The organism is Bacillus sp. LK2 (genome assembly GCF_001043575.1).
In the GTDB taxonomy this organism is placed as follows: Bacteria; Bacillota; Bacilli; order Bacillales; family Bacillaceae_G; genus Bacillus_A; species Bacillus_A paramycoides.
In genome coordinates this window covers 1-26,284 of the sequence record NZ_LDUK01000069.1, presented here as the reverse complement: position 1 = coordinate 26,284, position 26,284 = coordinate 1, and the positions used below count along the sequence as shown (strand labels likewise).

Sequence of the window (26,284 nt, the reverse complement as noted above, 5' to 3'; positions counted from 1 at the left end):
CCCTTAAGTTGATGGGTGTGGGGTCCCGCCACATCGCTATCAAGCTAAGCTTATGCAAAGTCAATTTTAAACGAGATTGTTTCTTTTTTCTAAAGGGCAAGAGTAGTTGATTGAAAGATTTGCATACGAAATAAACCCTAGCGGGTTTCACTTTTTGAATTAAGCGGCTTGATTATAAGACAGGGTACAATTGTAAACGACACCTAATATATCAAAGACCATTTTTCCTCATATCGATGAGATTTCCGCCCGTTTTGCTGTAGGAGATTGAACAGACGAAGTAAAACCTTTGATAGCTCTTGGGTGTTTTTTTTGTATAGTTTGGAACAGAAGAAGAAAATAGTCTTTAATCATATATATGGCTTTATACTCACTAAGCTCTCGTTTTTTCTTCATGAGGAGCGCTTGTTCTGATTTCCCCATTCGGTAATATGTACGTTTATCCCTTCGTTATTAATAAAGTAACGTTTCACAATAGTTATCCTCCATATTTTGATTTTCGGATTTATACTGTACTTATTTCTATTACTTTCAAACATCTCCTGCCTTACATGAACTAAACTTTTCAACGTAAAAAGCCGATTCTCTTAAAAGAAAATCAGCTCTTACATTAAAATAAGTAATTTATAATTAAGATTTAGCAGCAATTATCATAAACCTTTTTGAATTCGTGCGAATCCCTTTTTCAGTACTATTAGTATCAATGAACTTTTGCAAAATATTGAAATCCTCTTCCTCTTCTCCAAATCTAGGAATAATAGGAGTATGTTTTAATAAGAAAATAAGATCTTCAGGAGTACTGTAATAATCGGTAACATCATATTCACGTACTTGCACAAGCTCAAATCCAGCACTATTCAGTTCACTCATATATTTTTCTTTTAAAGTACCATCTCTTTCACCTAAGCATTGGCCTCTACCAAATGCTTCTTTAAGATTTAATTTATCATGTTCGCTAACTTGTTGTGATAAGAAAAAAGCACCTCTTTTCATTACTTTTGCCAATTCAGATGCTTCAAACGGTGCATGACAACTTGAAGCAATATCAAAATAAGAATTTGGAAACGCTAAAGTTTCAGAATCCATTTGGAGAAACTTAACGTTTTGTACGCCTGCTTTATTCAAGTTGGAATGTGCCGTTTCAATCATCCCGCTAGAATTATCTATTCCAATTAGTAATGCAGCTGAAGATGCTATTTTTAGTACATTTTCTCCTCCGCCTGTACCAACATCAAGTAGAATATCTGATTGTTTGCATCTTTCTTTCACTTCGCCATAAAAATCCCAAGTGTCACCTACAGTTTCACATTTCAGCTTACTGAAGTCCCACCCGTTTGCTCGTCCCACTTTATTATAAAAATTCTTATACTCTAATTCATTCATTTTATTATTTCCCCTTTGCAGAAAAGCATTAAATATCTAATTTTGATAATTCCCGAAATAGACTCAACGGTGATATTTTCATAAAGGGGCTTACGTTCCTTTTGATATTTGGTACGCATTTTTCAGCCCAGAATAACTAGTTACTTCGAACAATACGGCATTTCATCAATTTCACCTCATTGGGAAGATTATATATTTATTAATCTATAACACTGTTTAATTGTATATTATAAAATATACATTTTCAAAACAATAAATTCCACACACCTCACTTTGTTTACATAATAATTTTATAGTTTATTATTATCGATATATTTTAAATGCCCTCTTCCCCAACCACACATACTATCCAAAACAACGCTTACTGTTTTTCCATGTTCTGATAAGCTGTATTCCACTTTAGGTGGAATTTCTTGATAAATTTCACGTTTTATTAATTGATCTTGTTCTAATTCTCGAAGTTGTTTCGCTAATGTCCCTTGAGATATGCCTGGTATTAGTCGCTTTAATTCCCCAAACCGTTTCGTTCCATCTCAGTCAATAAAAACTGCCCTCATTTCTATCCCCTCCTCTTATATACAAAATTAAGCTTATAAAAGTAGGATTCAACAAATCCTTACAGAATTCTATATTTTATAAGTATTAAACGAAGTATTTTCAAATTCCTCTATAAAAAGGTGGTACATACAATTGTGAAATTGAAACAAGAAAGAAGTATGACTGTAAGCACAACTTTTTCTAAAGAGTACAAGATTTTTATTTTCGGTTTATTTATTTCAAGGATTGGGGATTCGCTATATACCTTCGCATTGCCTTGGATTGCCTATCAATTAACTGATTCGGCAGTTATCATGAGTTCTTTATTTGCTATTAACGTATTACCAATCGTTTTATTTGGTCCTATAGTTGGCGTTATTGTAGATCGATACGATCAGAGAAGATTACTATGGATTGCAGATGCAATCAGTATTATTTTAGTAAGTCTCGTACCAATTCTACATTCATTACATCTATTAGAAATATGGCACTTATACGTAATTACTTTTATTTTAGCTGTTATGTCTATGCTTTTTGATGTAACAACGGTTACAGTTATTCCGCACATTGCTGGAGCATCATTAACAAAGGCCAATTCTCTATATCAAATGGTAAATCAACTATCTAGTCTTTTGGGACCTATGTTGGCCGGTCTTTGCATTTCTTTTATTGGTGGTTTTCAAGTTCTTTGGATAAATGTTCTTTCATTTATCGCAACATTAGTTGCTGTGATGTTATTACCATCAATTATAACTTTAAACAGTAAAAATAATGATAAGAATACACTTCAAAATGTACTAGCTGATTTGTTAGATGGGTTTAAATGGCTCAAAAATGATCGCTTAAATATAGCTTTATCTTTTCAAGCTATAGTAGGAAACTTTGGAGCAAGTGCGGTTTTAGGTGTACTCATGTATTATTTACTATCCACATTGCATCTTACCCCAGAACAAAGTGGTTTTAATTATACGTTAATTGGAATAGGTGGTCTTTTAGGTAGCTTGATTGCAGTTCCTTTAGAAAAGAGGTTACGGCGCGGCGTTCTTATTCCTTTACTTCTATTTTTGGGGGCACTTGGCTTAACTATTGCACTATGGAGTACATATTGGATAGCACCTGGCATCGCTTTCGGTATCGGTATCGCAATGACCTGTAATATTGCATGGAATACAATTATTGCATCGGTTCGTCAGGAAACTGTCCCATCAAATATGCAAGGAAGGGTATTAGGATTTTCACGTGTACTTACTCGATTAGCTATGCCACTGGGGGCATTAGTAGGTGGCATTATTTCAGCTTATAATCCAGTGTTTGTATTTGCTTTAGCTGCTTTTACGAAGCTACTTGAAGTTTTTATTGCATTATGTAGTCCGATACGAAAACTATGATGGATGGGAGTTATATTTATGTATGATTGGTTAATTGAAATAGAAAAGCCAATTTTGATATTTACGGTTAAGTTTAGATAAAAAAAGGCATATAAATTATGCCTTTTTTCTTTATCATTTTTTAATTGGATAACAAACTTCAGTAACGCACTTAAAAGGATCTGATTCCATCGCTGGACTAACGTGATAAATTATATCAATCTCGAAGCTCAACTATAGCATAGACAATGACATAGTGTGAGAGTCAACCCTTTATAATTATTTAAACAACAACTCATTGTGTTATATTAACATAATGAATTGTGCATATTTTTGTTTTTATAACCGCCTTAATTAAACTACATACGAATTATAAAGTTCAATTATTTTTCTCAAGGCATTCATAAACTGCCATCATTTCTCGTTTATTCAACTCACGAATTCGATTAAATATTAGAATACCTGCAACATCCTCCGTTCGTAAGCTTTCATCCACAACATCACTTACTTTACCAGTTAACCATGTTTGCACGTCTATGCCATCAACAATTTCTTTAAGCCCTTCATCATTGATACCACTTTCATAACAAGTTACACATGGAATTGTTAATTTAAACACACCGTCATGTAGATTATCTTCTGTTATTACTTTCTTACCTTTACAAAATGGACATGGGTTGCTTTTTTTTATTTTATTAATTTGCGTAATTAATTTTTTGTATCCAAAAGCTTCATAGACATATGTTAGCTTTTTATATTTCCCATTTGTGAAATATTTTTCTATAATATCTTCTTTTGTTTCATAGATATTTTGGAAATCACATATAGTTACTCTATTTTTATCGCTGATTGATTCGATATTATATTTAATTTCGCCCCAGAATGGTAAGACATTTTGTAACACCATTTCATAGTTTGAGAAACTTGCTTGTTCTAGTTCAAACATTTTCAATGCAACTTGTGTTTTTCTAGGTAGTAACGAAACATCTTCGGTTAAAACCATTTCATCACCTACAATGGATTTCAGTTTAACGAGTGCAGGTAAATCGCCTACTAATTTTAAAACTTTGTTAAGCGGCTGATTGATAATTTCACGGATATCTACATTTTCAAATTTCAGCTGTTTACGGTGGTTTAAAGCCGTCCCGTCACAAATTGGGCATGTGATCATTTCTTTAGAAGCTTTAATATCTTCTTTAATAGGTGCTTTTGAAATAACAATATATCCACCAATAATCGTATTAAATCCTACCCATGTTCTACGTGTTTTTCCTTTCTTATCATAAAATGACTTTTCAAAATACCCGTACCAAAATGTATGTTTTTCTTCATCAGACATATCATTATAACTTTTCGTCAAATCATGTCCAAGCTCATTTTTAATTTCTTCAAATAAAAACTCTACTTTTTCATATTGATAAAATTTTAAAACTTTCATTATTTCTGGATAGAATAAACCATCCCAAAATGGAACATTTTTGTCTTGGATTACAGTCTCTTTATCAAAGATATCAATTTTAAGTCGTCCTGAGCATGATGGACAATGATTATCTTGAGAATAGAAATCGAAGCTTTTCGTATCTTTATTAGTTGGATGTGCAGCCACAATATGATTGATCAATCCACCAATTTCATATAGGAAGCTATACTGACTATATAAATGTCTTTCAAGATTAATAGCGACAACAGGTGCAATTGTATCAGATTCGTATTCGCCGTAAATTAATCGTGCCATTGAAGATAAACTTTTTAAAATACCACCCTTATAGATGTTTTCTGCATTTTTAAAATAACCAATATGATTTTCTTCTAAATAGTTAATTCCATTTTGTTGATTAAGTGTAGAAGGAATTTGCAATGGAGCAACTTTATCTACAACATTTTTTTGACAATAATACTCATCATGGCTCACAACATCAAGGTATTCTACAGATTCAAGCTGTCTTTTACCAAAATCAACGATAAAGTCAGAGCTTTCTAGCATATAAGTATTATGTTCAATCATTACGATTGAAACTGAATCATCTTGCAAAATACCCCTGACACTATCAATAAATTGATTTAAAATATTTTGTGATAGACCTTTTGAAGGCTCGTCAAAAATAAATAGTGTATGTGGGTTTCTTGAGTTTGCAAATAACTCCGAAACTAAATGAACACATTGAAACTCACCAGTTGATAATGTTTGCGTTTTTCTCTCTAATGTCAAATAGCCAAGTCCAAGTTTGATTAATAGGCTCAAGCGTTTATAAGCGATATCTTCATTTGGAAGTTCATCAATGATATCTTCAATCGAGCGCTCAAAAATATCATCTATATCGTCACTATATTTTGTAAGTTTCTTTTTAATATCAAGAAAAGTTGCAACAGTTGATCGACTTGTAATTGATTGGTTTCGATCTTGACCTACCATAACTAGTTTATCTTTTGGATATCGTTTCAAGAAATCTTTAGCTATACATTCATTGACAAGTGTAGATTTACCACAACCAGATTCACCCGTAACAGTTACTAGTCTATTTTTAGGAATCTGAAACTCAGCCATTTGAATATTACGGCAATATAAATCACGGAATGTATAATATTCAGTTGACATTTTCTCATTACGTTCCCAAAGTATTGGTTCTGGCCTTGGTGATTCCTCAACAATTTTTCCACCATATTTTCCACTACCAGGTCCAAAGAATAATTGTTCATCAGTTGTATCCAGCACTGTATCTGAATGATCAATAAGCCAAATTTGATTCTTACATCCTAATTGTTTAATCTCTTCTAAAATTTTCAATAATGTTTGATGATCCAATCCTACTGAAATTTCATCAATAATGATTACTGTATTTTCACTTACTGCCATAAATTCTGCCAAGTAAAGTCGTGTTATTTCTCCACCTGACAAAGTACCCATTATACGATTTAATGTTAAGTAGCCAATGTTCATATTAATAATATTTTGAAGAATATGTCGCTTCGCTTCACTAATATTTAAAACTTCTGCTAATGAAAGAATACATTCAACACTTAAATCATTAATATCAGAAATAGAATGTGATTTATCAAACAATTCAATTGTATATTGTTCTACTTCTTCACTATAACGTCTGCCCTCACATTTTTTACACTCAATATTTTTAGTTGTGCCTCGGCCTTTACAACCAGGGCACCAGCCTAATTGATTATTAAATGAAAAGACCTCTGGAGAAAGATTAAATTTCCCAGCAAGTTTCTCACGAATCTCTTTAAATACGCCCGTATGGGTACCAATTGTAGAACGCGGATTGGAAGAAATTGATGACTTCCCTAAAAAAAGAACTAAAGGCATCTCTTCCATCTTAATAGCACTAAAATTGGTTTCCATTATATTAGGAAATAAATACTGATATTCAGCTTTTGGTAATAACGAAACAAGACGCTTCTTTGATTCTTCACCAATCGTTTGACAAAAAGTTGTTTTACCAGATCCAGACAAGCCGGCAATTCCAAATGATTTATTTACAGGTATTTCTGCGTCTAATTTGTTTATATTGTTCGCAATTAATTGATTTACTTTCATATTAACCTCTATCCCTATCGTTTTTAAAACCATCTTTTATAAGGTAATAATTACATAATAAATCCGAATTATATATTCATTATACTTTCACTCCATTGATATTCACCTTATATTTTTCAAACCAATATTCCCACTCATCTTTTGAAAATTCTTTTTCTTTCCCTTCTAAAACAGAAGAAAATAGATTTAAGCAAATATGCCATCCCGCTATATCTTTCGGTGTATGGTCTGTTAATTCATGAATAAATTCTTTAAGTAATAAAATGGAGCCTTTTTCATCTTTATGTATTTCAAATCGGACACGATCTTTAGCCCATGTGAATTCTAAAACTGAATTCATTTGACATTCTAAAATATCAATGTTTATAAATGTGCCATCCATCATATCAAACTTTATAATTCCACCCGTACTAAGGTCTTCTATTTGCAAGTTAGACATCCACTTTTTTAACTTATTATTATCTGTTAATACAGACCAAACTTCTTCTATCGTATATGGAAAATGACGATCAAATTGTACTACGTATTCATTACTTTGTTTATTTATTACAGCTAACATTATTAATTAACCTCCTTTTCACCAAAACGAATGTACGTTCTGTATTTATTTTACATGATTTCATTTGAAAAAGAAATCACTATTACACTTCAATTAATTTAAGAAGTTTTTGTTAGCTCCAAAATTGATTGACTTATTATATACGAGAGCTCTAATCTAATTGACCAGGATTTTATTGGATCAATAATATTGTCTTGATTAAGTTTGTTCACATATTTTAAACCGTCCACTGCTACGTAATCAATATTAAAATCTGTAAAAGTGTTTATAATCATCGGCCATTCTCCATCAGTCATTCTGCATTTAGAATGTTTTATTATGTAATCTATTGCTCGTTTTGATAACACACATGAACCAGCCGTAATATCTACTTCTTTACCTAATTGTAATGACATAATTTTATTTGATACTGTTTCTGTAACTTGCCATTCCTCAGGGTGGGTATGAAAAGCTGCCTCCGTTCTTCCGATGATTAAATAATCTACATCCACTATATTCTGGATGAAAGCATTATGCTCCTCTGGATATTCTGTAATCCAAGTTAGTAAACGATCAAAATCACAATAGTGATAGTAATCATGATCATAGTTACCAACAAATCCCAGAGAATCTCTTCGGGCATTCCCTACTCCTGATTTTTCGACTATATTTATATGAAAATTACATTCCTCCAGTTCTTTTACAATCTCTCTTGGAGTTACATTACTGATTGTTATATATTTTTGGTCATAATTTAAATTTAGCAATTCTTCTTTTAGTTCTTTTATAGAAGGTAACAAGCTCCCTGATGGATCATGAGTAATACATGTTAATGCTACTTGTTTTACAGATTCCATACTATTTTCTCTCCCCTGACAAAATAAAAAGCAGAAAGAATACTTTCTGCTACTTTTGTAATAAATGGTACATTTCATATTGTGCTAATGAGTTCTTTTCAAATCCAGATTTCCTCAAATACCCCTCGAGTAAACTATTATTAGGAAACCCAATTGATATACTTGATAATTTCAATTCTTCACTTGCCACTTGTAATAATCTCGTCGCAATACCAATATTTCTATAGTCTTTGTCTACGAATATAAAACTAATTTTCCCTTGTTCATTTACACATATAGAACCTTTTAAATCATTATCAACATATGTACTGTAATATGTATTATTTGTTTTTTCGATATAATCAATATCATTTTGCCAATTTATATGGAAGTTAAGCCATTTCTGAATTTCAACTTTAAATTTTTGAAATTTTAATTGTTTTATTTCAATATTTTTAAAGTCTTTATTAGTTATTATAGTAAAATCATTTAAACTATAATAAGAAAGGTCATACACTTTTTCATAACCTAATTTATTATAAAAATTAATTGCTCGATCGTTGCCTACAATTACTTCGAGAAATAGTTGTTTACATTTATGTTGAATTGCCTCTTCTTTATGTAGTTCAAATAGCTTTTGACTAATACCAACGCCGCGATAACTGGGATGAACAGCTAACGTTCCGCAGCGCATTGTTTTTATACTTTCGTAGATCTTTATACCACCAAGTATTACACCAACAGATTTATCACCATCTAAAGCAAGAAAGGAGTGCTCCAGTGAATTCCCTTTTGGTCCCAAAAACCTTTTTATAAAATCTTCTTTTGAAACATCCATTTTAATAATATAATCTGAAAATCCGTCCTTAAAAGCTTCATATACTAAATCTATACTTACTTCACTACATCTTTTGTATTGAACCATATAAGTATAATCCTCCGCTATGACTTGTTATATACTACATTCAAACACATGAAATGCATTCCCTTCACCATAACCATCCTTTATTTCATGAATAACAATTTGACTAAATCCATTAGTAATAAGTATGTTTTCAAATTCTTTTAAATCATATAGTCTTATAGGAAAATCCATGATCTCAGTTTCTACTATTTTCTCATCATGATTAACTTCATATTTCAGTATAATATTTAAGAGCTTTTTCGTCTCATCATATGATACTTTTCTATACTCAACAATTAATTCATTGTTAATTTCTTTTCTATTTGTCTCTATCCAATCTAGAATTTGTTCTGTTTCACTTCCACCTTGTACAACAGTAAGAAGTAATTTTCCATTTTCTTTCAAGTTATTTTTCATATTTTGAAGACTAATATCTACTAAATTATCTGGTAAAAGGGAGAATGATCCAATAGGAATCATAATAAGATCGTATTTGTTATCACTATGGAATTTTTCTATTCTTCCTTGTGACACAACTGGTTTTAAGTTTAGTTTTTCTGCTTTATCTTTGCACACCTTTAGCATATCTTTCGAAATATCAAATCCTTCTATATTCACACCATTTTGCATAAAAGGAATTAACATTCTACCATTTCCGCACATCGGTTCTAACACTGTCATGTTTTTGTCTTTTGCAAAAGAAAGATAAAAATCCAATTCTTTTCCACTCGCAATTGATTTGTCACTTTCATAAATCTTTGTACAAAGTTCACCATAATACGTAAGCACTTGTAATTCACCTCTTAATTTGAAATAAGTGGACATTTCCCTACATATGTCTCACTATTTATTTGTTTTATAACAAACGGTGCAATATCTCCATTATTTTATTTGTAGCTTCCATCACTATACTCCTCTTATTATCCATTGTTTACTACTGTAATTTCATAAACACGTAAAAAAGCAATTAAATGCTCACATGCTCGTTCACAGGCTAACATTTTAAAAATCTTTTGTTCTTCTTTCGTTTTATCATTCGCTTGATCTGAAGCAGCTTTTAAACATAAAAATGGTTTATTATTTACATGACACACATAAGCGAATGCCGCCACTTCTTGATCAACGGCTAAAGCTCCGTATACAGTATGCAGTAAATATCTCATTTCTGAACTACGAATACGCTGATCCCCTGACAAAAAGGTACCAAAATGAACTGGGTCATACGAACGCAATTTTTTCATTCGTTTTACGAGTGATTTAGTTGTTTCAATCGGTGCTGTTCTACCATTATATAGATTAAAAATATCTTCTCCTGACCCAGCCGCAGTAACATCGTGCTGTAAAGTATTAAGAGCTACAACAATGTGCCCATTTTTCACTTTATCTGATAAGCTCCCGCAAATTCCTGTCATAAATAACTGATCTGGTTGGAATTCACTTATTAATAGTTGCACACAACTAGCACAACTAACTTTACCGACGCCAGTTACGACTGAAATCACTTCTAATTCATTAATAGAGTGAAAATGAAATTCCCAAGCTGCTCTCTTTTCTACACGCTCACTTGGATAATGTTGATGCAAATACGTAAGTTCTGGTTCCCATGCAGATACAATTGCAATACGTTTCATTACATACTTCACTTCCTCCTATTTTCGTCTAAATAAATCATTTATACTTTCTCGTTCATAATCTAGAATCCACTCTTTATATTTCTCATATAAATCCCGTGTCATTTCTTTATTCTTCGTAATTACTCCACATCCTCTATCATCATAAATAAACATGACAATATCTTTCGTTGTGTTTATGAGAAATACATCCGGATAAGAAATTTCTTTCTTACGCCCAAAACGTGGATAAAGCCCTGGAAAATCTTCATGATTAGCAGCTTTAATTAGTGGTACAGGTTTTATATCCTCCTGATTACTGTTTTTCAATATAATGTGAAATTTAAATAATCCTTCTATTTTATATTCGTTATAAATGTTTTTATACCTTTTTAATGCGTTACATGAAATTTTATATGGAATCTTTACTACAAAACACATAAATGTTTGATATTATAGTAATGTTGATTAATTGTAAGGAAAGGAATTAACTATATAATGAATAAGAACATATTAATAATTGATGACGATAAAGAAATTGTAGAATTGCTCGCAGTTTATTTGCGAAATGAAGGTTACAACATCTATAAAGCTTATGATGGTGATGAAGCATTACAAATGGTCTCTACATATGAAGTTGACCTTATGATTTTGGATATTATGATGCCAAAACGAAACGGATTAGAAGTTTGCCAGGAGGTAAGAGAAAATAATACTGTACCTATTCTTATGCTTAGTGCCAAAGCTGAAGATATGGATAAAATATTAGGCCTAATGACCGGTGCAGATGATTATATGATCAAACCGTTTAATCCACTAGAATTAGTCGCTAGAGTGAAAGCTTTGTTACGAAGATCCTCTTTCCAAAACGCCTCTACACAAAGGAAAGAAGACGGCAACATTCGTATTCGCACAGTTGAAATACATAAGCATAATCATACAGTTAAGGTAAATGGTGAATATATTAAACTCACATCTATTGAATTTGATATTTTATATTTACTTGCAAGTAATACGGGAAGAGTATTTAGTTCTGAAGAAATATTTGAACGCGTTTGGAATGAAGATGGTTATGGTTCAAATAAAACGGTAATGGTTCACATTAGTAATTTACGAGATAAACTTGAAACTGTAATGAATGGAGATAAATTTATTCATACTGTTTGGGGAGTAGGCTATAAAATTGAGAAATGAAGCATTTGATATTCTGAAAGATATTCCAAAATGGAAAATAATTTTTTGGCTCTCATTGGCTATTACACTAACACCTATTACCGAATTAATTATATATCGTCTCGTTACAAGTGTAATTGAAAGTTCACTTACTCTAAGTGAACTTGGCAAAGAATTTATTAGAATCTTTGGGTATGAAAAATATAAAGGATTAAAGGAATCTTTATGGATGATGACCGTTTCTTATTTGTTTTTATTTTCCATTTTCTCATCCTACCTTTACATTTTTTATCGCCACGAAAAGAAGCTTTACTATGAAGCTTGTATAAAAAAAATGATCGAGGAAATTCGTTATATTGCGAGCGGACACTTTAATCATAAAGTATCGATTGTACATCATAATTATTTAGAAGAGTTAGCTACTGGAGTCAATCACATTGTTGAACAGTTAAAAGTGTCAATTGATGAAGAAAGACAGGCGGAACAAGCAAAAAGCGAACTTATTACAAATGTATCACATGACTTACGGACTCCCCTTACATCTATAGTTGGATATGTGAATTTAATCCATCATGATAATTATAGAGACGAAGTGGAATTGCGTCATTATATACAAGTCATTTACGATAAAGTTACTCGTCTAAACACATTAATGAATGATTTGTTTGAATATACACGTGTTCAAAATAAAGAGTTAAGTTTAAATTCTGTTCCCATTGATATTGTAGAACTGCTTGGGCAATTAACTGTCCAATTCCGGATACAGCTCCAAGAAGCAAATATTGAATGTCGCCCATCTTTCCCATCGCAAAAGCTAATGGTACAAGCTGATGGCGATAAATTAGTGCGTGTGTTTGAAAATCTAATCATAAACGCTATAACTTATGGAAATGATGGAGATCACATAGACATTACAACTTATGAAAGCAATAGTATGATTGCAATTGATATTACAAATTACGGGCAACCTATTCCAAGTACTGATTTACCTCATATTTTTGAACGTTTTTATCGCGTAGAGAAATCACGCTCAACAAACACAGGCGGATCTGGGCTCGGCTTAGCAATTGCGAAAAGTATTGTCGAACTGCATAAAGGAACAATTGAAGTATATAGTGATGATAAAAAGACAACTTTCACTGTAAAATTACTTCCATATAAAAATTAATATTACATCTATTAAGGTTCAATTTCTTATATGATAAGAAATTGAACCTTTTATTTTCCATCAATATCCAAAATTTAATAATTCCTTAAAATTCTTTAGAAATTCTTTACCTTTTCTTTCTTCCTATTTAAGCATTCCTTTTTACAATAATGTTACTAATGTAATTGAAGGAGGATCGCGTATGCAATTCTTTAAGAAAATAGCAATATTATTTTTATCTTTTCTTATCACAGTAATTATTGTTTTATATTTTTATTTATATGTTAATGGTCCAATTATCCAGGCTAAATCAGCCATTTTAATAGATGCTAATTCAGGTGAAGTTGTTTATAAAAAAAATGAAAGAACTCCTATTCAATCACCCACTTTAACTAAATTAATGACGGAGTATATCGTATTGGAACAACTTCATGATGGCAAAATAAAATTAGATGAATCTGTGAAAATAAGTAACGAAGTTTTTCACACAGAAATGAGTCCACTACAAGTAACATCGGAGGATAACACAACTGTTCGTGACTTACTTCATGCATTGCTTTTAACAGGAAATAATCGTTCTGCACTTGCACTAGCAGAACACATTGCTGGAAATGAGGATAATTTTACAACGTTAATGAATGAAAAAGCAAAACAGCTAAAATTATCACAAACATCTCCATTTTTAAATTCTACTGGAATAAATAACGAGAATAATAAACAATCGATTTCTACTGCATTAGACGCAGCTGAATTAACAGCGCAACTAATAAAAGATTACCCAGATGTATTAAATATTACTAAACTAACCTCTTACCAATTTACCTTCAAAGATTTCCAAGTTTTCAACACAAATAAAATGATTTATTCCCTTGATGAAAACATTAAATTCAAAGGTGTTGATGGCTTACAAACAAGTTTTTCAACTAACGGTAATTATAGTTTTGTCGGCACAGCAAAACAAGGAGATACAAGGTTTATTTCTGTAGTTTTAGACGCCAATGAAGAAAACACAGCTTTTATTGAAACAAAAAAGTTACTTCAATATGGTTTTGAGCCTTCCTCCTACTCTGCACTACAAGCTTTCAAAGACGCTGTTACATCTTGGACAATATTGCTTCAGTTTAAAAATTTAATTATACAAACGATTATGATCTTTTTCATCATTACAATTTTAATGTTTTTACATATACGTCAAAAAAAATCAGAGGATTTTAACTAAAAGTTCTCTTTTATATAAAAAAGCCGACTTGCTAAATGCAAGTCGGTTTCTAAATCTATAATCCCCTTCCTATTAAATTCGCTGAAACGGGCTGAAGGTTTAACTCTCTTGCCCATACAGATATTTGCCCTATATGATGAATCTCATGTACAATTACATGTCGTAAAACTTCTCCGTATGTATATGTTTTGTCTGTCCATGAAGCTTTTAATATTTTACATTCTAAATCAACAGACCATACTTGCAAAAACTCTTCTAATTCTCGTCGATATAAATCAGATAATGCTTTCACTTTTTGGATTGATTGATAATCTTTAAACTGCGGTGCTCTATCTTCATTTCCTTGAAGGGCACTAATCCAGCTATATTCTACATCTACAATATGAAATATCATAATTAATTTTATAAGTATTTCGTTTTAGTGTTTTCTAATTGATTTTGACTATTATCGAAGGTGACATATCAGCGATATTTTATGTCTATTTCGTATAGGTGTTAGCAAATTCGTTTGCAAACTTGTTAGCACTTTTTTTATAGTTCTTCTATTAAAATCAATCTCCCGAAGGAACAAATGTTCGTGTGTAATAATCATAAATTACACGAATCGGAGGATCATCATTGTAACAAGAAGCATAAGATGGCCGTTTTGGTCAACTTATGCTTCCAGGATTTGAAGAATATTTTTAATGTCGTCTTTAAATAAAGTTGCGACTTTTAGGGATAGCATCACATCACCATCAATCTAAGAATAGCAAATACGCCAAAATGAAAAACGAGCTGAATTCCCATAAATAAATGCAGAAAGAATAAATTTCGTTTTGGATATATTTCAAAGTCTCAAGTCGATGGGCATATGGCGGCTCATTTCTAGAATTGTTTTCATGTGTCAATGATAGAAATATATTTTTTGTTATGACTACTTTTCAACTAGTACGATATCATCAAGATAGGCATTAATAGTGTCAATATTGTCATCAAGAGAGACATCAATTCTTGGTAATACGGCAGGAAGATAAATTATCAATTCAATATTTTTGTGTGGTCAAATAATCCACTTGCTGATAGTCCAATGATGATTCCTTGAAATACATTTGTTTTGATATCTCCGCCCAAAAATAAAACGCCTAGCACAATGCCAAGGGTTAAATTTAATAACGGAACGTATTTTGTTTGTAATCCAATTGTTTTCGCAATCTGTGAAAGACCAACAACAATTCCAATCATTACAGTAATTTCAAACATTACATGCCACCTCCTTTCAATGGCAACGTAATAATAGCTCCGACGATTCCACCAACAATAAGTCTTAAAATCCAGGTAGTGTTCGCGCTGATCTTATCTAACTGTTTATTGATATTGATAATGTCTTTTTCATTGCCTAAAGTACGAGATTCTAAGTTGCGGATATCATTCTTTATATCTTTTTGCTCTAATTTGATTTGTTGGATTTCTTGTTTTAAATCTTGAATTTCTTGCATTGGTTCAGCTCCTTTCAAAATAAAAAGAGAGACTGACGATAGTCTCTCTTAGAAATGATATCTACAATTCTTGCCTGACACCAAGCGTTTTACAGTTACTTTCCCTTCATACAACGTTTCCCAAATAGGTTCTAATTTAGCTCCGCTATCTTCATAAAATCCCCAGTTAACTGAACCCTCATTAACACTCTTGCCGCTATAATAGTAGTCAGCTATTTCTTTTATTGAATCGTAATATTGAAAGTCTGTTAAGTCCATCCAACTCATATCAAATTCTTTAGCAAGGTTTGGTTCTTCAAGTACTACCTCGTAAATAAAACTTTTGTTATATTTGTTTTTATATTTCATTGCATTTTCTAAATCCTGCCATAAATATATCGATTTAACACGCGATGGGGACGAAGAGAATTTATTGGTTCTAACATCCTCAAATATACTTTCTTTCAAATATTGTGAAAACCTAGAATAAGTATCCCTAAAATACCTATGAGTATTTATTGTATCGCCATACCTTGGTTCTAATATTGTTCCTTTATCTAACTTTATAGATGAAACATGATAGAAAATACCCAATTTGTCCCCTCCTAAAATTTACATCTAAGGATATTTTATCATGATTTTATATTTCTTCTTTATAATAAAAGCCGTATTTTGTCCAAAATAAAAAAACAACTTACGGCTGTTCTATTTGTCTTGTATTTTCAGTTGTCGTGAGTTCTTGCGACGGATAATTACCTGTCAGCGATGTATAACAATCTAAGCAAATATTCTTTTTCGCAAATCCCATATCCAATTCATATAGACGTGCGCCACGTTTACATATTTCACACAACGTAGCAATTCGAAACTTTATTGTTCCATCCATCTCCCTCCATACTTCAACCTTACTAATACCTTTTTGAATTCCTGCATTATTTAACATATCCATAGGTATTTGAACAAAGACTCCCGTTTCTGTTCGTTCTGCATCTACCAATCTTCCCATAAAGGGAAATGCGTCACCTTCTTGTAAAGGCATCATAGGAATATTAGATTGATTCACTTTTTCTTTCCCCTTTCTATCCAAGTGCATTAAAGTGCCAACCGTTTGAGTTATTGACGTAATAACCAACGCCGCGACTTCCATCTGTAAAACGGATATGCCCCCAACCTTGAAATGCATTTCCACCAAGGTTAACGCCTTGTACCGCTCGTATATTCTTAGAGAACTTAACCTCATTTTCTGTTGATATATCAAAAGTTTGTCCATCAATAGATGGTCCTAAGATATTATTTATCCCACCTATCGCAACTTGGTTAAAAGGTTGTCCACCATCTGCTCTTTCTGCTGCTGCTCGATCCCAGTTATACATAGATGCATATTTCCCACTGTATAACGTTACACCTGATTCGCAAATCGCTGTCCCTGCACTTATTTGACCATTTGCAGAACATACTTTAATAATCAACGCATGCTCTTGTGGTTTATAGTTTGTAGGTACTTTGAACGTAAATGAATATCTCCTAATTTCACCATAAAAAGTACTTGGCTCAGGGAAGTCCATTTTTTGCTCATTCCATATGTCATAAGTCACACTATCCCTAAACTTCACACAACATACGTGTAATCGAGGCTTTGCTGTCTTACGCACACCATTTATCAAAGACGTTCTAAAGTGAGCAGATAATGTATATTCGTTTTCTGGATGTATCCCATTGTTAACCACTGTTTCTGGATAGTTGTACATATCTACCCTTGCTGCATTCACCATTTGTTCGTAATCAAATACAGAATTATTTTTTTCTATAACTACATTGCCCTGTGCCTTCCACGGCAGACCATATCCGCCTTCAAACCCAAAGTAATCTGTATGTCCAATATTTTTCTTTCCAACACTAGAAAAATCGGAATCTGCTATTAAGTTTCGTCTTGCTACCGCAGTTGTTTTTGTTCCCCATTCGTCTTCGAACAAGAAATCTAACATTTTAACTGTTACCCCATTTTTATCAATGGTAATTTTATCACCATTAACGTTAATGATATTAGTATCAATACCTTTTGCTGTTAACCACTTCACCATTGTATCGGCATTAATATTTACCTTTGAAACATCAATTACTAATTTTTCCGATGAAAAGTTAATAGCTGCGATGATATTCCCTTTTTTTACTTCTGCAAGGATTCCTTCATCTAACACTTGTAGTTTAGATCCTGTTTGTTTGACATAGGCATCAAAAGTATCATTCACAAAAGTTTCGTGTTTTTTAGAGATAATTGAAACACCGTCTGCATTTGCGGTAATACTTCTTTCTAACTCTGTAACTTTCTTATTGTATTTTTCAGTTGCTACCTTATCAGCTAAATCTTCCATGATTCTCTCTTTATCAACGATGTCATTAGGATTTTCCGCAAATGATGATGGAGTCGTTCCTCTTTGTAACATAGGTAGCGCCATCCATAGACGTCCATTACGATTAAGGTGATATCTCAATCTAGCTTTTACAGCTCCAGCAGGTACTTTAGCTGTGACGAAAAACCTTGTCCAAATTCCTTTTAATAATTGAATTGGTGTTGATGGAAATAGAATTCTTCCTCCACTAGCATCAAAGAATTCTAATTGGAGAGCTGCACCTCTATCAATAGAAGCTGGAGCATCTGTATAAAAGTATGCAGAATCAACCATATCTTCTCCTGGTGAGACTTCTGTGAAATTACTCATTCCACCCCAATATCTATCTGTTGTTTCCCCTTGTGTGATCGTACGAATGCTCGAAAAACCTTTGTAAGTGACTTGCTTATCAATAACAGTATTTCCGTTTGATTTGGTCCAGTACTTAAAATCTTGCCTAAAAGGAGCATCTCTAACTTCATTTGTACTACCAATACCACCTACATAGTCCTCAACATCTTTCTTTTTCATTGTTAACTTCAATGTTTCGCTATGTTGACCTATTGTTGTAGTAGCCTCACTAAGCGTCTTTCCTTGCTCAGTTTGTGTTTCTTGTAATTTCCCAACACTTTGGGTGATTCCATTAGCTGTTTTCTCTACTTCAGTTATACGTTTATCAAATCCAGTTTGATTATTGTCTACTTTTGTTACTGTTTCTTTAATGCCATCCACACTTTTTACAATCTCAGTTGTTTTCTCTTGGAATACACCTTGTGACACTCCATCCTCTGGAGCAAGGTTCCAATTTTCGAGATAGTCTCCAAATGTAACTAATATTCCTGTGAAAGTTGCATCAACAGTAGTTGTGTTTCCAGTCGCTAAATTCACTCTAACTTCTTTTAAAGTACCTGCATATTTCGTTGTATCAAAAGGAACTGAAATACGCTTCCATCCATTCGTTACTTCTTTTTGCGAAACAATAGAATAGTAATATTGATCTTTGCCATTCTGTTCATAAGTAAATCGCATATATATTCGTGGATATTCTGATGTAGAGGTTAGAGCTTTTACATCTACATAACAGGAAGCAATACCTTTTTTATTCGTAAATGGTTCTGTCTTTAAAATTTGGGTAATAAAAGCACTATTACTTGTAAGCTGTAAACCCTTCTTAATTTCAGGAACTTCTGGTATAGTAACATCAATAATTTTAGTAGTACCTGGATTTGTGATTCCAGACCACCCATTTTTATCATTTTTACATCGTTTTCCAATTTGATATAACGCGCGAATTTGCTTATAAATTTTAAAAATCGACCCCCTCCTCCGGTACCCCTTAGAGCATTTTTTGATGAAATTTTTTAAGGGGGGATTGTTTTTACTGATTCTTTTTTACCACTTTTCATCATTTTCCCATTTGTTGATTTTCTTTTTGAATATTCTACCGTGTTCTTTATTGTGGCAATCCACACATATTGTTTCGAGGTTGTCTATTTCTAATGCGAGTTCTGGATGATGCTCAAGTTCTTTTATATGATGGACAACGAGCTGTATCTTCTTGCGCTTGGCACTCTCACTGTACTCATTGGTGTCCACACGAACACTACCATCGCGCTTACACTCTTGGCACTCATAGTTGTCACGCTTCTTTACTTGCTCTCGTATACTCTTCCACTCACCACTGTCATAGAACTTACGCTTCTGTTGTTTGGTTTTGTATTCTTTCATAACCGATAAAGATCCACCTGTTCTTCCACAATAGGATGATTGTGCTGTATTGTCTTTGTGTTAATACACTTCTTACTATCTTCTAAATGCTCAATATGAATATAAGGACCTGACTTATGATACTGACCATCTGTCTTCCAATCAAAGCTAACCCTTACTTTCCCTTTAATCTCTTCGCCTTTGTAAAGTACAACAGGAACAGCATCAATGTCCGACTGTACAATTTGTAATAAAGGTTCTTCAGTATCGTTAGATTGTCTATACTTCTCTAACTTATACATATCTACAAACGCACCGTTACATTTCGGACAAACAGTTACTTCTTTATATTCTTCTTTAGATGTACGATACACTTTACCTTGATGACCACAAACTAAACATCTAGAAGTGTTATAATATTTAATTTCTGTACGCACCTCACACATCTATCCTCACTCCTTACTATTCTCCTAATAACTCACGTAACTTTGGATGTCTGTATTCATACCACTTGTATCCCATATCATAATAAAGATGCATCATTTTAAGTGTTTCAACCTTCGTCATACCGTACATATATTTCATTGCGTTATAAGCTTTCTGAATATCGTTCTTCCGTGTACCCTCACGCCAATTGACTAATGTATTGACTAATGTATTGATTAAGTAATGTTTAGTCACATCGAACACCACCTTATTAATTCCAAAATAAAAAGCATCCACTATATGAACGCTTCATATTATTATAGTTAAGCTATATAAATCAGATTGATATGTAGGTGAAATGAATGGAAAATAAAGAACCTAAACAAGAGTACGATCTAAGCAAGATATACACATACACAGAACATCCTGATAAAATCAGTGGTCGCTGTGATAACTGTGGCAATAGCTTATTCAAAAGTTCCGTTAAAGATTTCATCTATTTAAGAGAATGTCGTAAGTGTGGTATGAAGAAAATCATTTAGCCCAGGTAGGGCTTTTTTCTTTATAAAATAAAAAAGCATCCTAATCAGATGCTCTTTGCTTATCCTTCAATACAATTCTACCGTTAAAATAGTCACACCAAATACGATACATGCCAATCCTATAAATATGAAAAATAATCGAAAACCCCATAAACCACTACTAATTATATCTACAATGCGCACCAGCACTCTAATTATAAAATCTTTAAAACCACGATTATTTTCTTTTTCCTCTCTGACTCCATCAATTACAGTTAAACAAACAATAAAAATACCTAAGCCAATTAACATAAAACCCAATACAAGCATTCATATATCCTCTTTTTTTTCTTTTATATTAACATGAAAGGATATAGAGTAACAGATTTACTGCTTTATGAAATAGAAAAGCAGCAGATTCGCTACTGTAATTGTTCAACTATCTTATTAAATAACTGTTGTCCTTTTTCCGGATATCTTTCCAATCCGCCATCAGCAAAGTATTCACCCTCACTGTTGATCATCTCAATTAGTACTTCACCTTTTCCCCAAACCTGCAAAGAGAATGCTACACATGATTCTAATTCTTTTAATGCTTCTTCTCTGTCTGCAGTTGCCAACATAATATCTGAATCAGCATGGTCCCACATCACAACCGTGTAAATCAGCACAAAATCACCTCAAAAGAATCTTATTTTAATAATTTTATAGTTGAGATTAATTTATACAGGGAAATGAATTTATTATACACAATGACTTCCTATAATATTATTTATGTTTAGTAGATAAATTGGAAAATGACTGTTATATCAACATTTATCTAGTTCACATAAGATATAACGTTATGCAATTCTTATACATCAGCTTTAAATCAACGTTTTCAGCACTCAACATTTAAGATTTCTTGCATAAACTTCACTTTGTTAACTACCTCCATTTTTGTTCATGGATTTCGTTTATTTCACCTAATAGAAGTTCAACCGCTACACACTCTAACTCCAATTCTTCGTCAGTCATTTTACCTAATTCTTCAAAAGTGTAGTCTTCTCCGACTTTCATGCCACCTTCAATGATGAATCGCATCATTTTTTTCCTACTCATCCTCTTATCCGTATCCTCTCCGTACCAACGGATAGTCATAGAAACAATTCCTATAAGAATAGAAGATATTGCAGCTGCAGTACTAGTAGTTATACCGAAAAAATCAGATAAAAAAATGGATACAAATGTAAAAACGAGAACTAATGTTCTAATCGAATTTCTAAATAATTTTTGTTTCCAGTTCAAATTATCACCTCCATAATAAATTATGAAATAATATGAACTTTTTATCTACCTTTTTACAGCTGTTATGGCAAGGGCAATTATCTATAAACAACCTGAACAAAAGTACGATCCAAGCAAAATATACACATACAAAGAGCATCCTGATAAAATCAGCGGTCGCTGTGATAATTGCGGCAACACCTCATTTAAAAGTTCCGTTAAAGATTTCATCTTCTTAAGAGAATGCCGCCAATGTGGTATGAAGAAAATCATATAGCCCTATCCAGGGCTTTTTTCTTTGCATAATAAAAAGCACCCGAATGGATGCTTTTATATCAATTATTAATTTGTACTTTAATTACGGTAAATGAAGTTTTATTCTTCTTTCAGCTAACAACCACGACAGAAAATCTTGTCCGACTTATCAGGTCTCCTCATACTGTCTGCCTAGGATGTTGTTAGCTCAAAGAAGAGCAAAAGCTCTCCTTATTCAATCATTACCATCTGCTGGTTTCGGATTTTATTTGCCGTCATTACGAACCGTTTAGAATTTCAAAAACAACATAGTGAGTCGTGTTTTCCGTCACTTCTCACAATACAAATATATCACGTTAATTCCAAAACGACCGGCACATTTCCTGCCAAAAAGCGGTCACGATTCTGCCACTCTTTTTAATTTATTGTAGCTCTTATTCTATTAAGTAATGACTCTTTTAATTCCCTCTCATCTTTCCAAACAATATGGCTATATTGTCTAGTATCAAAATGCAGATTTGCTAATTCATTTTCCCTGCAAGTCCATATTACAGGTTTACCAAGTCCCATTGCATAGAGCCGGCTTCAAAATAGACGCCACCTCTATGCTCAGTGAAATCTGCAATTACAAATTTACTTTGTCTTATTTTAACTATAATCTCATCATCAATTTTGTTATTGTGTTTCACTTTATCAATTCGAATAGGCTCATAACCTGCTTCTTTTACAGCCGTTGCAATTGCATTCTTATATGGACTATCCATTTTTGGACTAAACGACATAGCGACAAATACCTGCTTAGTATCCGCTTCTCTTCCTTTTTCTAATTCTGCAATACGATTCCACCCTTTTGCTGTAACTGTAATATGTGCAGGGAAATCTGCTGCCGATAGCTTAGATATCTCAATCAATTCGTCCTGAAATAATTGGTTCGCTATATATTTCATTTCCAACAAATGAACACTTTGTACAAAAAATAGAGATTTATCTGATTCACGAATATATAATGGGTCACCTGGAAATTTTGACAATTTAGCTAAGTTTATTAATGACTCATCCAATCTATCAGAAGCACTATCTGGATATTCACTTAATAGATCTGCTAAAAGATAAATAGGATACGGAAATTCTGAAAGATTTTCATCTGGTCGATTAAGAAAAATCATTATTTTTCCCATCCCTCTAATGTTTCTCTTTCTTAAAATTGCAGAAAGTTTTCTCTTCTGCTCTACATTTAATTCGATTCTCGCTTCTTCAATCATGGAAAATGTACCACAATTCTCACATTTATATTGCTCTGCACGTCCCCCTCCCACTCCCACTAATTGGGGTTCCTCAATAGAGTTTTGACAAACCGGACATCTTTCCCTCATCACAACCACCACTTTCTTTTTTATAGTATAATATTAACATATAAATAATTGACTTACCCATATCTTATATTTTGTGTAACTGCCCCTTACGCCACATCCCTTGCTATCAGTGATTTCATTTAACTTTCTCTTTTGAGTTACACAGTACGAAATTTATGAGTAACTGTATAGGGATACCACCAGCATTTTGCAAAATAACCTACACTATGCGGAAAAATACAATAAGCTGCCCATGTGGACAGCTTATTTACATAATTATCGTTATCGGTAGTTAGGTTTTTTTAGTTGAATGGGAATGTTTTGATCCAGTAGAAGAATGCAAAACCTCCAGCTACAAATAAAGCAGCTAAAATGAATGTTATTAGAGGTATTTTATTTTTCATACTTTTTCCTCCAATGATTTAATCTTAAGCTAATTTAGTTAATATAACATGCGAAGACGGAAGTTAATCTTTTCTTAGTTTTATGGAGAGTTTCCAAGTGTTGTTTTATACAAAAGACCTTCTTTCTCAACAGACGCAGTTAATACATCAATATGGGTACTCCGAATCTGAAATTCAGGAATCCAGTAAAAGGTTTTACCATCGTATTTTATAACCTGATGGTTTATATCTTCCATCTCCCTAATTTTTCCTTGGAATGCTTTGATTGGGTGACCAGTAAAAAATATAGCAGTACGAATGGAACGAATTGGGGTACTGTGCAAATAAATGTATAACAATGAAAAAATGAATAGTACTAAGATTATATAAAGTGTTTTCTTTTTCAATTAATTTTCTCCTTTTCCTAATTGTACCATTAAAGAGAACGATTTGTTCAGATTTTTGGATGTATATTCCATACATAATCAGTTAACATAACGTCTCATTATCGGTAGCAAGGAAAAAGGAGGAACCCTACTCTCACAAGGAAACCTCCTTTTTTTGTTCTATCAATCTATGCAATTTTTTATACATTACTATTATAGTGCGGTTTTAGGTTTCTTGTTTGTTACTGGATTAGCCGAAAAACTGTATAAAATCTTGCATGCTTGTAGCGTGGTTTTTTTCAAAAATGCTGGTGTTACACCATACGAAATTTATGAGTAACTGTATGAATTTAAAAGAAAAAGCAATGCTTAGATTTTAAATCTAGTCATTGCTTTATCCATCGCATCTTGGTTTACACCTATATAACGTAGCGTGACCTTCTCTGACGAGTGATTGAATATCTCCATAAATAATGCTATGTTTTTCGTTTGCATGTACATAAGATACCCGTACGTCTTTCTCAATGTATGTGTGCCTATCTCATCTAATCCAAACTCTGCTGCAGCTATACTTAGTATCTTATATGCCATGCTACGACCAATAGGACGATTCTTACCCTGTCTGCTTTGTAAAAGATACTCATTGTCTTCTCTTTCTTCAATAAACCATTTAAGTTCTCTTTTTAATGCTACAGTAATTTGAATACGTTTTTGTTTTCCTGTTTTCTTTTCCCTCATAGAGATATGACTCCCTTTGACATCTCCTACCTTCAATTTCAGAATATCAGAGATTCTTAGGCCCGTATTGATTCCCATAATGAATAAAATATAATTACGTACACTCTTTTCTTTAAAATACTCTTTTAACTGCTGTATTTGCTCTGGATCACGTATCGGTTGAACAAAATTCATTATTCATTACCTCCAGTTTCTTCTGTATCGTAAACTTCTAATCCAAGTGCAAAAGCAAGTTTATAAAACGCTTTAGACTTCCAACGTCGATAAGTACGCTCCGACATTCCTATTTCGTTATAAACCATGTAATCACATATATCCTCTTCTTCTAAATAACGTTTACAAATAATATCTCTTTGAATACTTCCTGCACGTCCGTTTCCTAATCGATTTAGAAACTGTTCAATACGTAATGACATTCCTTCAAGCCATTCTTCTCGTTTACTTTGTTGTATATTTGCTATAGCAACATCTTCTAAAGGTTTACCAACTGCATGTGTAGGACCGTGTTCACGCATTTCATAAGAAGGAGTGACTTTCATTTCTTTACGCATCATCCCGAATTGCCTATGTATACGCACGCTTTCCAACACGCCTTCTAATTCCTCCTGTGTTGCTGTTCTATCGATTTTTGGTAAGAAAGATAATTGTTTAGTCATGTAAGACCACTCCTTTTTATTTTTAAATTACTTTTGTCTTAATGCTCCACGTCTACGCTCATAACGCGGTCCACGAATCCCCATTAAATCTTCAATATCACGAGTACTTAATTTCTCTTTTCGTTTTTTCTTGTTTTTCTTTTTTACTTGGTTAGATTGCTTTTTCCACTCACGTAATTGATCTCTTAGCACCTTCATTTCCCCATCTCCCTTTTCAAAATAAAAAGGACACCAATTCCTAAAACAGCTGTAATTGCTGCTTTAATGAATTGGTGTCCTCTAGTCTTCTAGCCGGACGATATTTGTTTTTCTTTCACTTTAAAATGCCAGCTTGTACAAAAATATTTCTCCAAGCATTTTCAACTCTATATTTTTCAAAATCTTTCCTACGTCGAATTATAGCTTTTCTTATTTTCCTTTTCTTTAAATTAGCCATTCTCCTAACCTCACTTTCTATTAGTTGCGATAGGTAAGACTTTGAAG

Annotated in this window: 29 protein-coding genes and 7 pseudogenes; 6 read left to right on the top strand and 30 right to left on the bottom strand. The window is 32.7% G+C overall.

Annotated features, from left to right (window positions below):
- Positions 1–159 precede the first annotated feature (159 nt).
- From VK90_RS26230 to VK90_RS27755, 3 genes and pseudogenes are all read right to left on the bottom strand, one after another.
- A pseudogene (locus tag VK90_RS26230) lies at positions 160–408 on the bottom strand (IS4 family transposase); the annotation flags it as partial.
- Between the two features lie 222 nt (positions 409–630).
- Complete coding sequence (locus VK90_RS26225) at positions 631–1,383, bottom strand: class I SAM-dependent methyltransferase (RefSeq protein WP_048376436.1); 753 nt, start codon at positions 1,381–1,383, stop codon at positions 631–633.
- A 290-nt stretch (positions 1,384–1,673) separates the two neighbouring features.
- Positions 1,674–1,916: pseudogene (locus VK90_RS27755) on the bottom strand (winged helix-turn-helix transcriptional regulator); the annotation flags it as partial.
- 159 nt (positions 1,917–2,075) lie between these two features.
- Between VK90_RS27755 and VK90_RS26220 the strand changes: the two are divergent.
- Entirely contained in the window at positions 2,076–3,308 is a 1,233-nt protein-coding gene (locus VK90_RS26220) for an MFS transporter (protein WP_048376434.1), read from the top strand.
- Between the two features lie 114 nt (positions 3,309–3,422).
- Here the strand turns inward: VK90_RS26220 and VK90_RS30010 are convergent.
- The 9 genes and pseudogenes from VK90_RS30010 to VK90_RS26185 form a co-directional block, all read right to left on the bottom strand.
- Positions 3,423–3,500 (bottom strand): annotated as a pseudogene (locus VK90_RS30010) (MerR family transcriptional regulator); the annotation flags it as partial.
- A 166-nt stretch (positions 3,501–3,666) separates the two neighbouring features.
- Positions 3,667–6,837: an ATP-binding cassette domain-containing protein gene (locus VK90_RS26215; RefSeq protein ID WP_048376432.1), complete on the bottom strand. Its 3,171-nt coding sequence runs from the start codon at positions 6,835–6,837 to the stop codon at positions 3,667–3,669.
- Positions 6,838–6,916: 79 nt separating this feature from the next.
- Complete coding sequence (locus VK90_RS26210; protein ID WP_048376430.1) at positions 6,917–7,396, bottom strand: SRPBCC family protein; 480 nt, start codon at positions 7,394–7,396, stop codon at positions 6,917–6,919.
- Positions 7,397–7,494: 98 nt separating this feature from the next.
- Entirely contained in the window at positions 7,495–8,232 is a 738-nt protein-coding gene (locus tag VK90_RS26205; RefSeq protein WP_048376428.1) for a hypothetical protein, read from the bottom strand.
- 49 nt (positions 8,233–8,281) lie between these two features.
- On the bottom strand, positions 8,282–9,136 hold the full coding sequence (locus VK90_RS26200) for a GNAT family N-acetyltransferase (RefSeq protein WP_048376426.1): 855 nt from the start codon (positions 9,134–9,136) through the stop codon (positions 8,282–8,284).
- 27 nt (positions 9,137–9,163) lie between these two features.
- Positions 9,164–9,904 carry a class I SAM-dependent methyltransferase gene (locus VK90_RS26195; protein ID WP_048376424.1) on the bottom strand — a complete coding sequence of 247 codons (741 nt, stop codon included), beginning with the start codon at positions 9,902–9,904 and terminating at the stop codon, positions 9,164–9,166.
- Between the two features lie 14 nt (positions 9,905–9,918).
- Positions 9,919–9,999: pseudogene (locus tag VK90_RS30005) on the bottom strand (NADH-flavin reductase); the annotation flags it as partial.
- Between the two features lie 36 nt (positions 10,000–10,035).
- Positions 10,036–10,746, bottom strand: a complete 711-nt coding sequence (gene mtnN / locus VK90_RS26190) for a 5'-methylthioadenosine/S-adenosylhomocysteine nucleosidase (protein WP_048376422.1) — start codon at positions 10,744–10,746, stop codon at positions 10,036–10,038.
- An 18-nt stretch (positions 10,747–10,764) separates the two neighbouring features.
- Positions 10,765–11,160 (bottom strand): annotated as a pseudogene (locus tag VK90_RS26185) (DUF3885 domain-containing protein); the annotation flags it as partial.
- Between the two features lie 63 nt (positions 11,161–11,223).
- On the opposite strand from VK90_RS26185, the gene VK90_RS26180 reads away from it, so the two are divergent.
- The 3 genes from VK90_RS26180 to VK90_RS26170 all read left to right on the top strand — a co-directional run bounded on the left by VK90_RS26180 (position 11,224) and on the right by VK90_RS26170 (position 14,264).
- Positions 11,224–11,919 (top strand): response regulator transcription factor, encoded by a 696-nt coding sequence (locus VK90_RS26180; RefSeq protein WP_002172052.1) that lies wholly within the window; start codon positions 11,224–11,226, stop codon positions 11,917–11,919.
- On the top strand, positions 11,909–13,066 hold the full coding sequence (locus VK90_RS26175; protein ID WP_002172051.1) for a sensor histidine kinase: 1,158 nt from the start codon (positions 11,909–11,911) through the stop codon (positions 13,064–13,066). Before VK90_RS26180 ends, VK90_RS26175 begins: the two co-directional genes overlap by 11 nt.
- Before the next feature lie 181 nt (positions 13,067–13,247).
- The gene (locus VK90_RS26170; RefSeq protein ID WP_048376420.1) at positions 13,248–14,264 is read left to right on the top strand and encodes a D-alanyl-D-alanine carboxypeptidase family protein; all 1,017 of its coding nucleotides are present in this window, start codon (positions 13,248–13,250) and stop codon (positions 14,262–14,264) included.
- A gap of 55 nt (positions 14,265–14,319) precedes the next feature.
- Here the strand turns inward: VK90_RS26170 and VK90_RS26165 are convergent.
- The 9 genes and pseudogenes from VK90_RS26165 to VK90_RS26125 form a co-directional block, all read right to left on the bottom strand.
- Positions 14,320–14,655 (bottom strand): annotated as a pseudogene (locus VK90_RS26165) (DinB family protein); the annotation flags it as partial.
- 629 nt (positions 14,656–15,284) lie between these two features.
- Positions 15,285–15,506 carry a hypothetical protein gene (locus VK90_RS26160; protein WP_048376417.1) on the bottom strand — a complete coding sequence of 74 codons (222 nt, stop codon included), beginning with the start codon at positions 15,504–15,506 and terminating at the stop codon, positions 15,285–15,287.
- Entirely contained in the window at positions 15,506–15,742 is a 237-nt protein-coding gene (locus VK90_RS26155) for a hemolysin XhlA family protein (protein WP_048376415.1), read from the bottom strand. The genes VK90_RS26160 and VK90_RS26155 overlap by 1 nt, the downstream gene beginning before the upstream one ends.
- Positions 15,743–15,790: 48 nt before the next feature.
- Positions 15,791–16,315, bottom strand: coding sequence for a DUF2441 domain-containing protein (locus VK90_RS26150; RefSeq protein ID WP_048376413.1), 525 nt, complete (start codon positions 16,313–16,315; stop codon positions 15,791–15,793).
- Positions 16,316–16,415: 100 nt separating this feature from the next.
- Complete coding sequence (locus VK90_RS26145) at positions 16,416–16,763, bottom strand: hypothetical protein (RefSeq protein WP_244961048.1); 348 nt, start codon at positions 16,761–16,763, stop codon at positions 16,416–16,418.
- Positions 16,764–16,800: 37 nt separating this feature from the next.
- Positions 16,801–19,140 (bottom strand): hypothetical protein, encoded by a 2,340-nt coding sequence (locus VK90_RS26140; RefSeq protein WP_442853657.1) that lies wholly within the window; start codon positions 19,138–19,140, stop codon positions 16,801–16,803.
- Between the two features lie 363 nt (positions 19,141–19,503).
- A complete protein-coding gene (locus VK90_RS26135; protein ID WP_048376408.1) occupies positions 19,504–19,839 on the bottom strand; it encodes an HNH endonuclease in 336 nt (111 codons plus the stop codon).
- A complete protein-coding gene (locus VK90_RS26130; protein ID WP_048376406.1) occupies positions 19,836–20,264 on the bottom strand; it encodes a hypothetical protein in 429 nt (142 codons plus the stop codon). The genes VK90_RS26135 and VK90_RS26130 overlap by 4 nt, the downstream gene beginning before the upstream one ends.
- A gap of 16 nt (positions 20,265–20,280) precedes the next feature.
- The gene (locus VK90_RS26125; RefSeq protein ID WP_048376404.1) at positions 20,281–20,499 is read right to left on the bottom strand and encodes a hypothetical protein; all 219 of its coding nucleotides are present in this window, start codon (positions 20,497–20,499) and stop codon (positions 20,281–20,283) included.
- A 107-nt stretch (positions 20,500–20,606) separates the two neighbouring features.
- On the opposite strand from VK90_RS26125, the gene VK90_RS30985 reads away from it, so the two are divergent.
- Positions 20,607–20,786 carry a hypothetical protein gene (locus VK90_RS30985; protein ID WP_082148075.1) on the top strand — a complete coding sequence of 60 codons (180 nt, stop codon included), beginning with the start codon at positions 20,607–20,609 and terminating at the stop codon, positions 20,784–20,786.
- Positions 20,787–20,852: 66 nt separating this feature from the next.
- Here the strand turns inward: VK90_RS30985 and VK90_RS26120 are convergent, their stop codons facing one another.
- The 3 genes from VK90_RS26120 to VK90_RS26110 form a co-directional block, all read right to left on the bottom strand.
- On the bottom strand, positions 20,853–21,095 hold the full coding sequence (locus VK90_RS26120; protein ID WP_048376402.1) for a hypothetical protein: 243 nt from the start codon (positions 21,093–21,095) through the stop codon (positions 20,853–20,855).
- Positions 21,096–21,187: 92 nt separating this feature from the next.
- Positions 21,188–21,436: a hypothetical protein gene (locus VK90_RS26115; protein WP_048376400.1), complete on the bottom strand. Its 249-nt coding sequence runs from the start codon at positions 21,434–21,436 to the stop codon at positions 21,188–21,190.
- A 256-nt stretch (positions 21,437–21,692) separates the two neighbouring features.
- Entirely contained in the window at positions 21,693–22,052 is a 360-nt protein-coding gene (locus VK90_RS26110; RefSeq protein WP_048376399.1) for a hypothetical protein, read from the bottom strand.
- Positions 22,053–22,116: 64 nt separating this feature from the next.
- On the opposite strand from VK90_RS26110, the gene VK90_RS30980 reads away from it, so the two are divergent.
- Entirely contained in the window at positions 22,117–22,308 is a 192-nt protein-coding gene (locus VK90_RS30980) for a hypothetical protein (protein WP_082148074.1), read from the top strand.
- Between the two features lie 395 nt (positions 22,309–22,703).
- Here VK90_RS30980 and VK90_RS26105 read toward each other — a convergent pair.
- The 6 genes and pseudogenes from VK90_RS26105 to VK90_RS29535 form a co-directional block, all read right to left on the bottom strand.
- A pseudogene (locus VK90_RS26105) lies at positions 22,704–23,659 on the bottom strand (nucleoside 2-deoxyribosyltransferase).
- Positions 23,660–24,122: 463 nt separating this feature from the next.
- Positions 24,123–24,428 (bottom strand): hypothetical protein, encoded by a 306-nt coding sequence (locus VK90_RS26100; RefSeq protein WP_048376397.1) that lies wholly within the window; start codon positions 24,426–24,428, stop codon positions 24,123–24,125.
- A gap of 348 nt (positions 24,429–24,776) precedes the next feature.
- The gene (locus VK90_RS26095) at positions 24,777–25,319 is read right to left on the bottom strand and encodes a site-specific integrase (RefSeq protein WP_048376395.1); all 543 of its coding nucleotides are present in this window, start codon (positions 25,317–25,319) and stop codon (positions 24,777–24,779) included.
- A complete protein-coding gene (locus VK90_RS26090) occupies positions 25,319–25,801 on the bottom strand; it encodes an ArpU family phage packaging/lysis transcriptional regulator (protein WP_048376393.1) in 483 nt (160 codons plus the stop codon). The genes VK90_RS26095 and VK90_RS26090 overlap by 1 nt, the downstream gene beginning before the upstream one ends.
- A 27-nt stretch (positions 25,802–25,828) precedes the next feature.
- Complete coding sequence (locus VK90_RS30425; RefSeq protein WP_048376391.1) at positions 25,829–25,999, bottom strand: hypothetical protein; 171 nt, start codon at positions 25,997–25,999, stop codon at positions 25,829–25,831.
- Between the two features lie 115 nt (positions 26,000–26,114).
- Entirely contained in the window at positions 26,115–26,237 is a 123-nt protein-coding gene (locus tag VK90_RS29535) for a DUF3983 domain-containing protein (protein ID WP_082148077.1), read from the bottom strand.
- Between the last annotated feature and the right edge of the window lie 47 nt (positions 26,238–26,284).

What these genes read in the sequence shown, in the direction of transcription:
- VK90_RS26225 (WP_048376436.1), bottom strand. Translation starts at nt 1,383, where the DNA reads ATGAATGAATTAGAGTATAAGAATTTTTATAATAAAGTGGGACGAGCA.
- VK90_RS26215 (WP_048376432.1), bottom strand. Translation starts at nt 6,837, where the DNA reads ATGAAAGTAAATCAATTAATTGCGAACAATATAAACAAATTAGACGCA.
- VK90_RS26210 (WP_048376430.1), bottom strand. Translation starts at nt 7,396, where the DNA reads ATGTTAGCTGTAATAAATAAACAAAGTAATGAATACGTAGTACAATTT.
- VK90_RS26205 (WP_048376428.1), bottom strand. Translation starts at nt 8,232, where the DNA reads ATGGAATCTGTAAAACAAGTAGCATTAACATGTATTACTCATGATCCA.
- VK90_RS26200 (WP_048376426.1), bottom strand. Translation starts at nt 9,136, where the DNA reads ATGGTTCAATACAAAAGATGTAGTGAAGTAAGTATAGATTTAGTATAT.
- mtnN (WP_048376422.1), bottom strand. Translation starts at nt 10,746, where the DNA reads ATGAAACGTATTGCAATTGTATCTGCATGGGAACCAGAACTTACGTAT.
- VK90_RS26180 (WP_002172052.1), top strand. Translation starts at nt 11,224, where the DNA reads ATGAATAAGAACATATTAATAATTGATGACGATAAAGAAATTGTAGAA.
- VK90_RS26170 (WP_048376420.1), top strand. Translation starts at nt 13,248, where the DNA reads ATGCAATTCTTTAAGAAAATAGCAATATTATTTTTATCTTTTCTTATC.
- VK90_RS26160 (WP_048376417.1), bottom strand. Translation starts at nt 15,506, where the DNA reads ATGTTTGAAATTACTGTAATGATTGGAATTGTTGTTGGTCTTTCACAG.
- VK90_RS26155 (WP_048376415.1), bottom strand. Translation starts at nt 15,742, where the DNA reads ATGCAAGAAATTCAAGATTTAAAACAAGAAATCCAACAAATCAAATTA.
- VK90_RS26145 (WP_244961048.1), bottom strand. Translation starts at nt 16,763, where the DNA reads ATGATGCCTTTACAAGAAGGTGACGCATTTCCCTTTATGGGAAGATTG.
- VK90_RS26140 (WP_442853657.1), bottom strand. Translation starts at nt 19,140, where the DNA reads ATGCGATTTACTTATGAACAGAATGGCAAAGATCAATATTACTATTCT.
- VK90_RS26135 (WP_048376408.1), bottom strand. Translation starts at nt 19,839, where the DNA reads ATGAAAGAATACAAAACCAAACAACAGAAGCGTAAGTTCTATGACAGT.
- VK90_RS26130 (WP_048376406.1), bottom strand. Translation starts at nt 20,264, where the DNA reads ATGTGTGAGGTGCGTACAGAAATTAAATATTATAACACTTCTAGATGT.
- VK90_RS30985 (WP_082148075.1), top strand. Translation starts at nt 20,607, where the DNA reads ATGGAAAATAAAGAACCTAAACAAGAGTACGATCTAAGCAAGATATAC.
- VK90_RS26120 (WP_048376402.1), bottom strand. Translation starts at nt 21,095, where the DNA reads ATGCTTGTATTGGGTTTTATGTTAATTGGCTTAGGTATTTTTATTGTT.
- VK90_RS30980 (WP_082148074.1), top strand. Translation starts at nt 22,117, where the DNA reads ATGGCAAGGGCAATTATCTATAAACAACCTGAACAAAAGTACGATCCA.
- VK90_RS26095 (WP_048376395.1), bottom strand. Translation starts at nt 25,319, where the DNA reads ATGAATTTTGTTCAACCGATACGTGATCCAGAGCAAATACAGCAGTTA.
- VK90_RS26090 (WP_048376393.1), bottom strand. Translation starts at nt 25,801, where the DNA reads ATGACTAAACAATTATCTTTCTTACCAAAAATCGATAGAACAGCAACA.
- VK90_RS30425 (WP_048376391.1), bottom strand. Translation starts at nt 25,999, where the DNA reads ATGAAGGTGCTAAGAGATCAATTACGTGAGTGGAAAAAGCAATCTAAC.
- VK90_RS29535 (WP_082148077.1), bottom strand. Translation starts at nt 26,237, where the DNA reads ATGGCTAATTTAAAGAAAAGGAAAATAAGAAAAGCTATAATTCGACGT.